The sequence below is a fragment of the uncultured Subdoligranulum sp. genome, from assembly GCF_937890665.1.
The window spans coordinates 39,495-53,510 of record NZ_CALADU010000197.1 but is presented as its reverse complement, the minus strand read 5'-3'; the positions used below and the strand labels follow the sequence as shown (position 1 = coordinate 53,510).

Sequence of the window (14,016 nt, the reverse complement as noted above, 5' to 3'; positions counted from 1 at the left end):
TGCGATAGGGCGTTAACAGCGCCGCCAGAGTTCAAATCTCTGATGCTCCGCCAGACAAGGGCAAGGATGGAAACATCCTTGCCTTCTGTTTTTTGCGGAAGCAGAAACCGGCACCCTGTCTGGCTGCCGGTTCCCGCTTGCAGGAAGTATGCTGTGCGGTGAAAAGCACGGCACACGATTTGAAAAGGATGTATATACAAAGGAGAACCCTATGCCCTGTACCACGATTTTGGTGGGCAAGAAAGCCAGCCATGACGGCTCGACGATCATTGCCCGCAATGATGACGGCGCCTTTGAAGCCAAGCGCCTTTTGGTCCACCCGGCCAGAGAGAAGGCGGCTGCCTACAAAACGGTCATTTCCCATCTGACCGTTGCATTGCCGGAACAGGCCATGCGCTATACCGACTGCCCCAACGTGACCAAGACCAACGGCGTCTGGCCCGCCTGCGGCATCAACGAGGCCAACGTGGCCATGACCGCCACCGAGACCATTACCAGCAACGCCCGGGTCATCGGCGCGGACCCCTATGTGCGGTATCAGGAAAAGAAGGGCCGCAACACCAAAGAGGTCCCCGGCGGCATCGGGGAGGAGGACTTGGTGACGCTGGTGCTGCCCTACATCCGTTCAGCCCGGGAAGGGGTGCTGCGCACCGGCGCGCTGCTGGAGCAGTACGGTACTTACGAGCCAAACGGCATGGCCTTTGCGGACGCCGACGAAGTCTGGTGGCTGGAAACCATCGGCGGCCACCACTGGATCGCCCGGCGGGTGCCCGACGACCGGGTGGTGGTCATGCCCAACCAGTTTGGTCTGGACCATTTTGATTTTGGGGATGCCTACGGGGCGCAGCAGGAGAACCTTTGCTCCAAGGACCTGCGGGAGTTCGTGGAAACCTACCATCTGGCGCTGGATACGGGCGCGGATTTTAACCCGCGGCTGGCCTTCGGTTCCCATTCCGATGCGGACCATATCTACAACACCCCCCGGGCTTGGTTCATGGCCCGGTATTTCCTGCCCCGGACCTACCGCTGGGACGGAGAGAACGCCGACTTTACCCCGGAGAGCAACGACATCCCGTGGTCCTTTGTGCCGGAGCGCAAGGTGACGGTGGAGGACGTGCGGTATCTGTTGGGGTCCTACTATCAGGGAACGCCCTACAACCCCTACGACAAGACCGCTGCCTGCAAGGGCAAGTACCGCACCATCGGCGTGCCCAACAGCGATGTCTGCGGCATTCTGCAGGTCCGCGGCGATCTGCCCGAGGCCATTCAGGGGGTGGAGTGGCTGTCCATGGGCGGCAGCGGCTTCACGGCCTGCTTCCCGGTTTATGCCAATGTGGCCCAGTTCCCCAAGTATCTCAGCGGCACGACGGAAACGGTCTCCACCGACAGCATGTACTGGCACAGCCGGCTCATTGCCGCGCTGACCGACGCCCATTTTGGGGATGCCCTGATCTTTGACGAGCGGTATCTGAACGCCGTGATGAACCGCGGACAGCAGTTCCTCTATGAGTACGACGAGAAGATCCGGCAGGGGGCGCCCGTTGAGATTTTGCAGGAAGCCAACCGCAAGATTGCCGACATGGTGAAGGAAGAGTCGGACAAAGCCCTTGCCCAGATCCTTAAAAATGCCTCTGAGCATATGAAGATCCGGTATCACCGGGGGGATAACTGAGCGGACGATACCAAAGAAAGCAGCACCGAAAGGTGCTGCTTTCTTTTTGGCCCGGCGAAGGACCGTTAGGCGGTAAACTGCGTTGGGATGCGGACGAAGATCCGCCCGATGGTGTAGGCGACGGCAAACCCCAGCAGGGTGGCGACCCCGGCGGTGCCGTAGTCATTGCCTTGCAGGCCGTTGGAGATGACAGACCCGATGCCGCCGGCCGCTGCCATGCCCGGAACGGGGCATTCCTGATACAGCATCGGGCGGCCGCCTTTTTGGCGGCGATTTGCGGCTTTGATCCTACAAGATTTTGGGGAGGATCACAAGAGATTGCGTGGGACGGCGGGGGCAAAACCGGGTGAAAAAACGGCGCGGGGGCGTCAAAGGCCTTCCAGCGCGGTGAGGGTCAGGCGGTACTGGGCTTGCAGGGCGGGCATCCTCCAAAGCGCCGGCGCGCAGATCCTCCACCATGGCGCAGGTCTGGCGGTACAGTGCCTGCATGGACAGATTGCCCGTCACCCCCTTGAGGGTGTGGGCGGCGGTAAAGGCGTCCTCGGTGCGGCCATCGGCCAGCGCCTGTTCCAGCGCCGCAAAGCTGGGGTCCTGCCCGAACCGGGCCAGAAACCGCAGCAGCAGAGCTTCGTTGTTCATAAAGCGAGCCAGCGCGTCCTCTACCGCGATGTCGGCGTCCAGCAAGCGTTGTTTTTGTAGGGCGTCCATGGGGATCCTCCTTGGGTCATGGGGTGACAGAACAAACGGATTGATACAAGAGCCGCAGGTCGGGCTCACACTGGGTGAAGGCGTCCAGCAGCGCCGGATTGAAGGCGCCGCAGGCTCCCTCCAGAATGAGCTGTACCGCCTGGTCGGCAGGCAGGGGGGCCTTGTAACAGCGGGGGCTGACCAGCGCGTCGTAGACATCGGCCAGCGCTACGATCTGGGTCCAGATGGGGGTGGCGTTGCCCACCAACCCGTCGGGATAGCCCCGGCCGTCCCACCGTTCGTGGTGATGCAGGGCGATGTCGTAGGCGTAGCGGTAGGCTTCGTGCTGGCGCATCTGGGGAATGTGAGAGAGCAGCTTGGCCCCGTTGACGGTGTGGGACTGGATGATGGAAAACTCCTCCGGCGTCAACCGGCCCGGCTTGTGCAGGATGGCGTCGGGAATGGAGATCTTGCCCACATCGTGGGTGATGGCTCCCACGCCGATGAGTTGGATCTCGCTGTCCGTGAAACCGGCCCCCAGCGCGGTGTGGCGCAGCAGGTGACAGGTGATGTCCCGGATGCGCCGGACATGCTGGCCCGACTCATCGCTGCGAAATTCGATGGCGGTGGCCAGCGCTTCCACCATGCCCATGCCCATGGCCGCCAACTGCTGGGTCTGTACCAGCAGTTGGTCCCGCTGCTGCTCCACCGTGGCGCCCAACTGCCGACGGGCCCGGTAAAGCTCCACGATGGAGTTCACCCGCCGCTGGACGATGTAGGGCACCACCGGTTTGAAGATGATGTCCATGACCCCCAGCCGGTAGGCTTCCCGCATGGTGGCGTCGGCACTGTCCGCCGTGATCAAAAAGACCGGGAACCGCTGGGTCAGACCGTCGTCATGCAGGCGGCGCAGTACCTCGATGCCGTTCATCTCGGGCATGATCACATCCAGCAGCACGGCGCTGACCGTGTCCTGATGCTGGTGCAGTACCGCCAAGGCTTCCCGGCCGTTGGCGGCTTCTAAGATCTGGTACTCTGCCTGAAACAGGTTGGCCAGAATTGCGCGGTTGATCTCCTCATCATCCACGATGAGCAGGGATTCAGGATCTTTCATCACTACCATTTCCCTTTCCGCCGCTGGGGGCGCTGCGCCCCGCCAGCAGTCTTTGTACAACCTGCGTCAACTGGGCAAAGTCGATGGGCTTTGCCACATGGTCGTTCATGCCCGCTTGTACGGTCCGCTCCATATCTTCGGCAAAGGCGTTGGCCGTTACCGCCACAATGGGCACCTGACGGGCGTCGTCACGCAGCAGCCCCCGCAGGATCCGGGTGGCCTGACAGCCGTCCATCACCGGCATCCGCATATCCATCAGGATCACATCGATGGAACCGGGCGGCTCGTGCAGGAAGGTATGCACCGCGTCCGCCCCGTTGATGGCTTGCAGCACCTGCGCTCCGGACATCTGCAAAAGTTCGGTGAGCAGTTCCCGGTTCATGGCGTTGTCCTCCGCCACCAAGACCCGCACCCCCTGCCACGAGAAGGGCTCGTCGGGGGCGATCACCGGGGCGGGCGGCGCCTTTTGGTCGCTCCGTTGCAGGGGCAGCGTAATGGTGAACCGGGTGCCTTGGCCCAGGGTGCTTTCCACCTGAATATCGCCGCTCATCTGCCGCACCAACCCCTGCACGATGGTCATGCCCAGCCCGGTGCCCACCGTGGAGTGGGCGGTGAAGCTGGTTTCGCGGGAATAGGGCTCGAACAGGTGGGACAGGAAATCCTGCGACATGCCGATGCCGGTATCCTCGATGACAAAGCGGTATTGGCTGTGCTGCTGGAAATCCAACTGGGTGACCGTCAGGTGGACCGATGCGCCGGCGTCGCTGTACTTGAAGGCGTTGGAAAGCAGATTGTTCAAGATCTGGGTCAGCAGGTTGGCATCCCCCACCACCAGCGAATCCCGCAGGTCGAGGGTGACCTCCAAGGTCTTGTCGGCCTCCTGCGCGTGGACCCGGAAGAGGTCCGCGATACTTTGGACCAACTGGGCCAGATCAAACTCCTTGCGGTCCATGCTGACCTTGCCGGCCTCCAGACGGGAAAACTCCAAAATGTCGTTGATGAGGGTCAGGAGCTGCCGCCCCGCAAACTCGATCTTGCCCAACTCGTCGGCGGCCTTGTCCCGGTTGCCGTCGGCAATGCTCTTGCGCACCAGCGGGCAATAACCCAAAATGGCATTCAGCGGGGTGCGCATATCGTGGGACATATTGCTGAAAAACTGGGACTGGGCCCGGGTGCTGCGCCGGGCGATGTCCAGCGCATCCTGCAATACCTGCATGTGCTGGAGCTGCTGGTTCTTCTCGGCGTCCACATCCCGGAAGCAGAGGATCACCTCGTCGGGGACCAGCGTGGGGGCGTAGAGGGTGCGTACATTGACCCAGTGGTAGACCTCCCCGAATTGGCGCTGGAAGTCGCCGCCGTAGTCCGCCAGCTTGGCGTCCACCCGGCTGCGGATGCTCTCCAGCGAGAAACTTTCCGCAAAGGTCTGCCGGGTCTCGGGCTTGACGTGCTCACACAGAAGCTGCAGCAGCGCGGGATAATCCTCCCGCGGGGGGAGCCGCTCCACCAGATCGGGGGCGCACTTGATGGCCTCGTAGCTGCCCCGGCGGAAATTTATCCGGAAGATGGCATAGAAGGAATCGCCCAGCATATGGGCGGTGTCGTCGGCCCGCTTGATCCGCCGCCAACGCATGGCGTCCCGCACGGTCAGCGCCGCCAGCAGCGTAAAGAGCAGCAGCGCCACCCCGGCCATGACATAGAGGGCGATGTTCTCGTCCCCCATGAGCACCGACTGGATGGGAATGGTCACAATGACCATCCAGCCGTTGTCCATCACCGCGTAGTAGGCCCCCCGCAGCGTGTTGGACGGGTCCCGGAAAAAGGCGTCGTAGGATTCCAGCGAGCCGTCCTGAATGCAGCGGACCAGATAGCTGGCAACATTTTGCAGCGACTGCCCGTCGGTGGACCAGGAGCTTACGGCGTAGAGCAGCGCCCCGTTGTCGTCACACAGGTAATAGGAGTACCCCTCCGGCAGGGTTTGCAGGGTGTTGTGCAGCTCGTTGTTCTGGATATAGATGTCCATGGCCAGCACATCCCCGGGCTGGGCCAGCTCCATGGACAGGGTGATGACCAACTGCCCGGTGACGGCGTCGGTGTAGACATCGCTGAATACCGGCATGCCGTGCTCTTGCAGGGCCAGTTGGTACCATTGGGTGGCGCCATAGTCGTAGTCGGCATCCCCCTCCCAGGGAGTGGCGCCGATGAGCTGCCCGTCGATGACCACATAGGGGTCCACCAGCGCGGTGCCGATGATGGCCGTCAACTTGTTGAAGTAGCTCTGCATCCAGTGCTGGATCTGCTCCGGCGTGCCGCCCCCGGAGGAGATCTCGTCGATATACTGCCCGGCGATCAGGGCGGTGTCCTGCAAGGTGTCCCGGGTCAGCGTTTCCTCCACGGCGTAGCTTTGGGCCAACGCCATGCCCAACTGGTGGGTGTTTTGCAGCAGCTTGATGCGCACCAGCACAATGCTGAGCACCAGCAGCCCCGCCACCACCGCCAACAACAGAATGTTCAGCAGGGTGCGGGTCAGCTCGGAACGCTGTGCAAGCAGATTGGATTTTTTCTTCTTCTTTTTCATCTGTCGGTTTGCTCTTTTCCGGACCGGGAGGGGGGCAGGTCGTGGTGCCGCCGGTCTATGCCCTGACGGCGGTAGAAGGCCTGCTTGTCCTGATACATGGCGCGGTCCATTTTGTCAAACAGTTCACTGAGCCCGTTGGGGCCCAGCTCGGCGGCACCCATGGAAACCGTCACCGGGCAGGGGCCTTCCCCGGCGGCGTTGTAGGCGTCCAAAGCCGCTTGAATGCGGTGCTGGACCGCCTGCAGGTCGGCAAGGGCGGCATCCTCCACCAAGATGACGAACTCATCGCCGCCATACCGGGTCACGATGGCCCGGGGGCTGGCAGCCTGCTTTAGGATGCGGGCCACGGCGTACAGCACCCGGTCCCCGGCCCGGTGACCGTAGGTGTCGTTGATCTGCTTAAAGCCGTTGACGTCCAGCATCAGGCCGCTGAGCCGCCGCCCTTGCTGGAATAAGGTGATAGCATAATTTCTGTAATAAATCAAATAGTTGCGGTTGTGGGCGCCGGTCAGCGCGTCCAAAGAGGATTCTTCCCGCTGCAAGGTGGTATGCAGCGCGGTCAGACCCACCGCCACCGATACCCAGATGGCGGCCAAGCCATACCACAGATACTGTATTATGGTGCCAATAAAGACCGGCAAAAGAAAGGTGAATACCGGGATGGACCGGCTGCGGTCCACCCGCAGCCGATGGTAAAGGGCTAGCCCGCCCCCAGCCAAAAGGTACAGATAGGTGACGGCGTAGACCAGCGGCGAGGCGACGCCGCGATAGTAGACGTTGTCGGCGGTGATGCCGAAAAAGACTTCGGTAAACAGGTTGGCCGCACAAAGCACCACCACCAGACCGGCGGGGATGGCGGCCACCGTGTCCACATACCGCAGGTGGGGGTGGGGCTCAAACAATTTGTGGCCAATGTAGTAAAGCCAGAGATAGGCGAACACCGCGTTCAGCCCAAACACCACGGCGTTGAGCAGCAGGCAGAAGGAACGCAGCGCCGCAAACCGCGGCCCGTCCAGACAGAAACCCAGTGTTTCCAGCAGGCAGAGCGTCAGGCAAAGGCGGCACATGGTGCGGAAGGTGCGGATCTCTCGCCGGATGCGGCGCAGGTGGGGGCGGGTGTCCCGCAGCAGGATGGCGGTGAGCCAGACCCCCAGCCCGTTGGCGATCAAGACGGCGGGCAGGTTGACGGTGGCGCCCAAGGCGGCGGACATACAGGGACCCTCTCCTTTCCCAAAAGAATGTGGGTCATGCCGACGCGATGGAGCAGCCCAAAGGTTTGCCTCAACCTATCCGGCTGGACCCCCGCGGCCCGTCGGCACGGAACAAAGCAAAAATTTACTCTTTCATCATACCATGCACCGCATCGGAAAACAAGCAAATCCTTTGCCCTTATGGCCCGGCCGGCCGCCCAAACAGGGCGCAACCTGCCCAAAAACCGGACTGTTTTTTTGTGCGGAGTGTGAATTGACAGGGACGGAATGAATCCGGTATACTAAGGCCGTTGATTACGTAAGGTTTGTTACTCTCCGGAGGCTTTCCCTTACCATCTGGTAGTGGGGGAATTCTCTGGATTTTTTTGTTGTGGGGGAAAAAGATGCGGGTGGTCAAAAACATCAACAACAATATCTCCCTGTGTCTGGACAGCCACAACAACGAGGTCGTCGCCTTCGGCAAGGGCATCGGGTTTATGAAGCCGCCCTACGATGTGCCGCTGAGCAAGATCGACCGCACCTTCTACGATGTGAGCGAGGAACAGATCGGGCTGCTTAACCGCATTCCCGAGGAAGTGCTGGAAACCGCCGCCGCCATCGTGGATCTGGCCAACGAAACGTCGGGACACCAGTTCCGGGAAAATGTGGTCTTTACCTTGGCGGATCACATCGACTTCTGCATCCAGCGCCAAAAGGAACACATCCACTTCAAGCTGCCCCTTTTCTACGAGGTGCGTCAGCTTTACCCCGAGGAGTCCAAGATCGGGCAAAAGGCGCTGCAGATCATCCGGCAGCGGCTGGGCGTGGAACTCCCCCGGGAGGAAGGCGCCGCCATCGCCCTGCATTTCGTCAACTATCAGGCGCAGGAGGTTCAGGGCGACACCGTGGACTACGGCGCCATCATCGACGAGACCACCCGCACCGTGGAGGAAGAACTCCATGTTTCCATCGACAAGGATGGCTTCAACTACTACCGCTTCGTCACCCACATGCACTACATGATGAAGCGCACCCAGAACGATCAGATGATCGTGTCCCAAAATCAGGATATTTTTGAATCCCTGTGTCAGGAATTTCCCGACATTTACCGATGCGCCTGCAAGATCGGCGCCGATATGGAAAAAACCTTGCATCAGAAACTGACCGATGAGGAAATGCTCTATCTGATGCTGCATATCAACCGGCTTTGTGCTCGTGAGGATTGTGACCAATAAAAGGCCCCAGCGGCTTTTTGGCGGGCTTTACCCCAGAGTGCTTCCCAGACCAAGATGGCCTGCCCTTTTGGGGGCAGGCCCGGCGGGAGCGCTTCTGGGGTTTTTTCATGCAAACCGTCGGTGCGGAAGCGCGCTGCACCGACTGGAAAATACAAACCCTGCATCGATTTTTAGGAGGAACGAATCATGGCAACCAAAACAAGCAAATACCAAGTGATGGCCAGTCAGATCGTGGAACTCGTGGGCGGCAAGGACAACATTCGCGCCTGCACCAACTGCATGACTCGGCTGCGCATCAACCTGAAAGATAAGGGTCTGGTGGAGCTGGAGCAGCTCCAGAAACTGCCGGGCTGCATCAAGACCCAGTGGGTCAACGACCAACTGCAGGTCGTCATCGGCCCGCAGATAGGCTCGGTATACCGCGAAGTGCAGGAGATCATCGGACCCACCGAGGGCGCCCCTGAGGAGGGCGCCGCCCAGAAGAAGGGCCTTGCTGCCCGCCTGCTGGACGTGCTCAGTGGCATCTTCCTGCCGGTCATCCCCGGCATCGCCGGCGCCGGTATGCTCAAGGCCATCATCGCCTTGCTCAAGGCGCTGGGTCTGGTGGCGGAAGACAGCTATACCTTCCAGCTCTTTAACATGATGGCAGACTGTATCTTCTACTTCCTGCCCTTCTTCTTGGCGGTTTCCAGCGCCAAGATCTTCAAGACCAACTCCTGCTTGGCGGTGGCACTGGCCGCGGCGCTGGTCCATCCCACCCTGCTGAATCTGGCTACCGCCGGTGAAGTCACCAGCATCAGCTTCTTCGGCCTGCCGGTGCGTGTGGTCAACTACACCTACTCGGTCATTCCCATCGTGCTGGGCGTCTGGGTGCTCAGCTATGTCTACCGCGTGGTGGACCGCTACATGCCCGACGTGATGAAGGTCATCTTCACCCCCACTGTGGTCCTGCTCATCATGATCCCGCTGGAACTCGTCGTGCTGGGCCCCTTGGGCAGCTACGCCGGTTCTCTGCTCACCAGCTTCATGACCTGGCTGTTCTCCATCAACGCCTTTGCCGCCGGTTTCGTTATGTCCCTCATCCGGCCCATCACCGTTATGACCGGTATGCATCAGGCCTTTACCCCCGTGGTCTTCCAGAACTTGGCGGAGCTTGGCTATGATATGCTGCTGCCCACCATGTTCATGTCCACCATGGCTCAGTTCGGCGCTACTGCCGCTATGTACTTTAAGACCCGCAAGAAGGAAGAAAAGACCCTCGTTGTGTCGGCCAGCTTCTCGGCCATCATGGGCATCACCGAACCCGCCCTCTACGGCGTGCTCATCCGCTACAAGAAAGCCTTCGCGGCAGCCTGCATCGGCGGCGCGCTGGGCGGCGGCTACATCTCGATGACCCACTTCCATCTGCTCAGCTTTGCCAGCTCCAGCATCGTCAGCCTGCCCCTCTACTTCCAGTCCAACGTGCCCAACGTCCTTATCGCCATGGCCATCAGCATTGTCTCGGCCTTTGTCATCGCGATGGTGCTGGAAAAACCCCATACCGAGGAGCAGTCCCTGACCGAAGAAGTTTGATCTCGGCCATCGGCCACGAAAGGAAGGTTTGTCATGCAACCGTTTAAGAAAGATTTCCTCTGGGGCGGCGCCACCGCTGCCAACCAGTTCGAAGGCGGCTGGAACGAGGGCGGCAAGGGCTTGTCCGTTGCGGATGTGGCCCGCTTTAAGCCCGATGTGGATGTGCAGGATATGCAAAAACAGTGGGAGATCACCTCCCAAGACATCGAGGAGGCTGCCCGCACCACCGATACCACCTACTACCCCAAACGCCACGGCGCCGATTTCTACCACCATTATAAGGAAGATATCGCCCTGATGGCCGAGATGGGCTTCAAGGTCTACCGGATGTCCATCGCCTGGTCCCGCATCTTCCCCCGGGGCGATGAGCTGGAACCCAACGAGGAGGGCTTGCGCTTCTACGACGCCGTCTTTGACGAACTGAAAAAGTACGGCATCGAACCGCTGGTCACCATGTCCCACTACGAGCCGCCGCTGGCCTTCGTCACCGAATACGACGGCTGGTACAACCGGAAATCGGTGGAGTTTTTCCTGCGGTATGTCAAGACCATCCTGACCCGTTACAAGGATAAGGTCAAATACTGGCTCACCTTCAATGAGGTCGACAGTGTCATCCGCCATCCCTTCATGACCGGCGGCCTGATCCCCGACCATTTCCCCACCCCCGAAGCCTTTGAGCAGGCCATCTATCAGGCCATGCACCACCAGTTCGTGGCCAGCGCCTTGGCCACCAAGCTCTGCCACGAGATCATCCCCGGCGCCAAGGTGGGCTGCATGCTCACCAAGCTGACCTACTACCCCTATACCTGCAAGCCCGAGGATGTCCTCAAAGCCCAGCAGGATATGCGGGCGACGCTGGCCTTCTCGGATGTGCAGGTCTTCGGCGAATATCCCGCCTACCTCAAGGCGCTGTATGCCCGCAAAGGCATCCATATCCAGAAGGAGCGGGGCGACGATGAGATCCTGAAGAGCTATCCGGTGGATTTCATCTCCTTCTCCTACTATTCCTCCTCCTGCTCGGCGGTGGACACCACCGGTCTGGATGTGGCCCCCGGCAACACCTGCGCTGCCATCAAGAACCCCTACCTCAAAGCAAGCCCCTGGGGCTGGCAGATCGACCCCACCGGTCTGCGCATCTCGATGGTGGACCTCTATGACCGCTACCGGCTGCCCCTCTTCATCGTGGAAAACGGTCTGGGTACCTACGACGAGGTCCAGCCCGACGGCAGCATTCAGGACGACTACCGCATCCACTATATGGCCGAGCATATCAAGGCCATGCACGACGCGGTGGAACTGGACGGCGTGGACCTGATGGGCTATACCTGCTGGGGCTGCATCGATCTGGTGTCCAACTCCTCCAACCAGATGTCCAAACGCTACGGCATGGTCTATGTGGACTGTGACGACTACGGCAAGGGCACCTACAAGCGTACCCGCAAAAAGTCTTTCTACTGGTACAAAAAAGTTATCGCCAGCAACGGCGCCGACCTGTAAGCATTCCCCATAACATTCCTCATAAACATCCCTCCAAAGCGGCGGCTGTTCCTTCGGGAACAGCCGCCTTTTTGCGGGCGTTGGGACGGCAGCCAGATGTTTCCGTCCGGGTTTACAAAGAAAGGGCGGTGTGGTATACTGAACTGTAAAAGTCTGCGTGGCAGCGGGGGAAAACGCCCTGCCCACCCGGACCGGAAACACCGAAACCATCCGCGCCGGAACCCACCTTGCGGGTTTGCCGGTGACGGGGACCAAGCCGAAAGCGAAGGATCGACCATGGCACGTTTGCAGGGGACTTTGTCCTTGATTATGCCCGCCTACAACGAGGGGGAGCGCATCTATAACAATCTGTATACGGCCTTGGCACAGGTGGAACCGCTGGCGGAGCAGGTGGAACTCATCGTGGTCAACGACGGCAGCCGGGACAATACCTGGCAGGAGATCTGCCGGGCTGCCGCCGAGGAAGAACGCATCGTGCCGGTAAACTGCCCCCAGAACGAGGGCAAGGGCAACGCCCTACGGGTGGGGACCGCCAAGGCCCGGGGGGCATACATCGCCTTCTGCGATTCCGATCTGGATCTGGCCCCCGCGCAACTGGACCGGTTCATCGAGATCCTTCAGCGAGAAAACGCCGACGCAGTCATCGGCAGCAAGATGCACCCCGATTCCCATGTGGATTACCCGCTGGTGCGCCGCATTTACAGTTGGGGCTACTACATACTGCTGCGGGTGCTTTTCCGGCTGAATACCCGGGACACCCAGACCGGTTTGAAGCTCTTCAAAGCCGAGACCATCCGCCCGGTAATGCGAATGGTGCTGGTCAAGCGCTATGCTTTCGATATTGAGGTGCTGGCTTTGATCCACAGCCGAGGCGGAAAGATCGCGTCGGCCCCCATCGATCTGGTTTTCCAGCGCATCGCCAACGGACGCATCAACTGGAACGACATCTTCCGAATGCTCTGGGATACCGCGGCGGTCTTTTACCGTTTGAAGATCCTGCACTACTACGACAAACTGCCCCAAGGGCAGAAAGAAACTCTGTCGGTATAAATAATCCGGCGGCCGCCCCGACCGCGGCCGCCGCTGAGGTTTGTATGAAGAAATTCCAGATGGACAAACTGGCGCGCAGCAGCTTATTCGTGTTCGCCCTTTCGATGATCACCAATGTGCTGACCTACGCGTACCAGATCGCCATGGGCAACCTGATGAGCCCGGCGGACTATGGGACCATCAACACCATGCTGTCCCTGTCCACCCTCATCAGCATCCCTTCCGGAATGATCACCGCGCTGGCCGCCAACCTGTCGGCCCGGTACCGGGCCCAACAGCAGGATGCTGCGCTGGCAGCTTTTACCCGTCAACTCATCCGCTTCGCGGCGCTCTTCGCGCTGTTAGTGCTGGCGGTGGGGGCGCTGGCCAGCCCGCTGGCGGCCGCTGTGCTGCAGGTGGACAATACCCGGTATATTCAGGTGGTGGTGCTGATCTCTGCCATCGGCTGCATTACCACCGCGCTCAGCGGCGTGCTTCAAGGAATGCAGCGCTTTGCCGCGTACAGTGCCGTTAACATTACCTCCACCACGCTGCGCCTACTGCTGGGCATTGCGTTTGCCCTTGCGGGGTGGCGCATCGGCGGCGCACTGGGCGCCTTGACGCTGGCTGCTGTGGGCGCGACCCTTTACGGCGCCTTTGCGCTGCGGGATGTGCTGCGCGCTCCCGCCGAGGCCGGCGTCCGGCTGGATTACCATGTGATCCGCAATTATTTTTTGCGGTCCTTCTTCTTTCAGGCCTTCCTGCTGCTTATGGCCAACGGCGATGTGCTGCTTATCAAGGCCTTCGCTGCCGACCCGGCCGACGCCGGGATCTATTCCTCGGGCAGTGTGATCGGCAAGATCGCCCTCTACCTCTCCAACTCGGTGGTGGTGGTGCTGCTGCCGCTGGTGGCGGAACGCAGCAGCAAGGGCGGCGATACGACCCCCCTCTTCAAAAAATCCCTGCTGCTGGGCGGCTGCACCGTGTTCGTCTGCTCGGCAGGCATCGTCACGGTGGGCAAACCGCTCATCAATATCCTCTTTGGCGAGCAATACCGGCAGGCTACCGAACTGTTGCTGCCCATCGCCGTCTATGTGGTGCCGGTGGCCCTGCTGACCATCCTCATCAACTACCTGATGCCGCTGGGCCGGGTGCGGTTCTTCACCTTCACCATGACGGCAGCCTACCTTGTCATCTTTGTGGTCATTGGTCTTTGGTGCCGCGAGGTGGACCAGATGCTCTATGTGATGGGAGCGGCGCTCTTTGCGGCGTTCCTTGCCAACACCGCCCACAACCTGCTCCATCCGCCGCAGGCCGTCCCCAGCCCGGAGGAAGAACAACCATCATGATACAAGCCCAAGCCCTGCATCCTTGGCGGTGCGGGGCTTTTTCCGTTGTGCGCTGCGGGCGAAGTGTGAGTTGTTTTTGCACCGGGGGGATGGTAT

Annotated in this window: 11 protein-coding genes; 6 read left to right on the top strand and 5 right to left on the bottom strand. The window is 60.5% G+C overall.

Annotation, left to right across the window (positions count from 1 at the left end):
- The first annotated feature begins 211 nt into the window (after positions 1–211).
- Positions 212–1,672 (top strand): C69 family dipeptidase, encoded by a 1,461-nt coding sequence (locus Q0526_RS11430; protein ID WP_298733685.1) that lies wholly within the window; start codon positions 212–214, stop codon positions 1,670–1,672.
- 65 nt (positions 1,673–1,737) lie between these two features.
- Here the strand turns inward: Q0526_RS11430 and Q0526_RS11425 are convergent, their stop codons facing one another.
- Genes Q0526_RS11425 through Q0526_RS11405 form a run of 5 tightly spaced genes read right to left on the bottom strand, consistent with a single transcriptional unit; the run spans position 1,738 to position 7,259 of the window.
- Positions 1,738–1,920 (bottom strand): hypothetical protein, encoded by a 183-nt coding sequence (locus Q0526_RS11425; RefSeq protein WP_298733683.1) that lies wholly within the window; start codon positions 1,918–1,920, stop codon positions 1,738–1,740.
- A gap of 40 nt (positions 1,921–1,960) precedes the next feature.
- Positions 1,961–2,380 carry an Hpt domain-containing protein gene (locus Q0526_RS11420; RefSeq protein WP_298733681.1) on the bottom strand — a complete coding sequence of 140 codons (420 nt, stop codon included), beginning with the start codon at positions 2,378–2,380 and terminating at the stop codon, positions 1,961–1,963.
- A gap of 16 nt (positions 2,381–2,396) precedes the next feature.
- Positions 2,397–3,482, bottom strand: a complete 1,086-nt coding sequence (locus tag Q0526_RS11415) for an HD domain-containing phosphohydrolase (RefSeq protein ID WP_298733679.1) — start codon at positions 3,480–3,482, stop codon at positions 2,397–2,399.
- On the bottom strand, positions 3,460–6,048 hold the full coding sequence (locus Q0526_RS11410; protein ID WP_298733677.1) for a hybrid sensor histidine kinase/response regulator: 2,589 nt from the start codon (positions 6,046–6,048) through the stop codon (positions 3,460–3,462). Before Q0526_RS11410 ends, Q0526_RS11415 begins: the two co-directional genes overlap by 23 nt.
- Entirely contained in the window at positions 6,045–7,259 is a 1,215-nt protein-coding gene (locus Q0526_RS11405) for a GGDEF domain-containing protein (protein ID WP_298733675.1), read from the bottom strand. The genes Q0526_RS11410 and Q0526_RS11405 overlap by 4 nt, the downstream gene beginning before the upstream one ends.
- A gap of 383 nt (positions 7,260–7,642) precedes the next feature.
- Between Q0526_RS11405 and Q0526_RS11400 the strand changes: the two genes are divergently transcribed.
- From Q0526_RS11400 to Q0526_RS11380, 5 genes are all read left to right on the top strand, one after another.
- Positions 7,643–8,473, top strand: a complete 831-nt coding sequence (locus Q0526_RS11400; protein WP_298733673.1) for a PRD domain-containing protein — start codon at positions 7,643–7,645, stop codon at positions 8,471–8,473.
- Between the two features lie 186 nt (positions 8,474–8,659).
- A complete protein-coding gene (locus tag Q0526_RS11395) occupies positions 8,660–10,045 on the top strand; it encodes a PTS transporter subunit EIIC (protein ID WP_298733671.1) in 1,386 nt (461 codons plus the stop codon).
- Positions 10,046–10,078: 33 nt separating this feature from the next.
- Positions 10,079–11,542 carry a 6-phospho-beta-glucosidase gene (locus tag Q0526_RS11390; protein ID WP_298733669.1) on the top strand — a complete coding sequence of 488 codons (1,464 nt, stop codon included), beginning with the start codon at positions 10,079–10,081 and terminating at the stop codon, positions 11,540–11,542.
- A gap of 276 nt (positions 11,543–11,818) precedes the next feature.
- Complete coding sequence (locus tag Q0526_RS11385; RefSeq protein ID WP_298733668.1) at positions 11,819–12,592, top strand: glycosyltransferase family 2 protein; 774 nt, start codon at positions 11,819–11,821, stop codon at positions 12,590–12,592.
- Between the two features lie 44 nt (positions 12,593–12,636).
- Positions 12,637–13,920 carry an oligosaccharide flippase family protein gene (locus Q0526_RS11380; RefSeq protein WP_298733666.1) on the top strand — a complete coding sequence of 428 codons (1,284 nt, stop codon included), beginning with the start codon at positions 12,637–12,639 and terminating at the stop codon, positions 13,918–13,920.
- Positions 13,921–14,016: the final 96 nt, after the last annotated feature.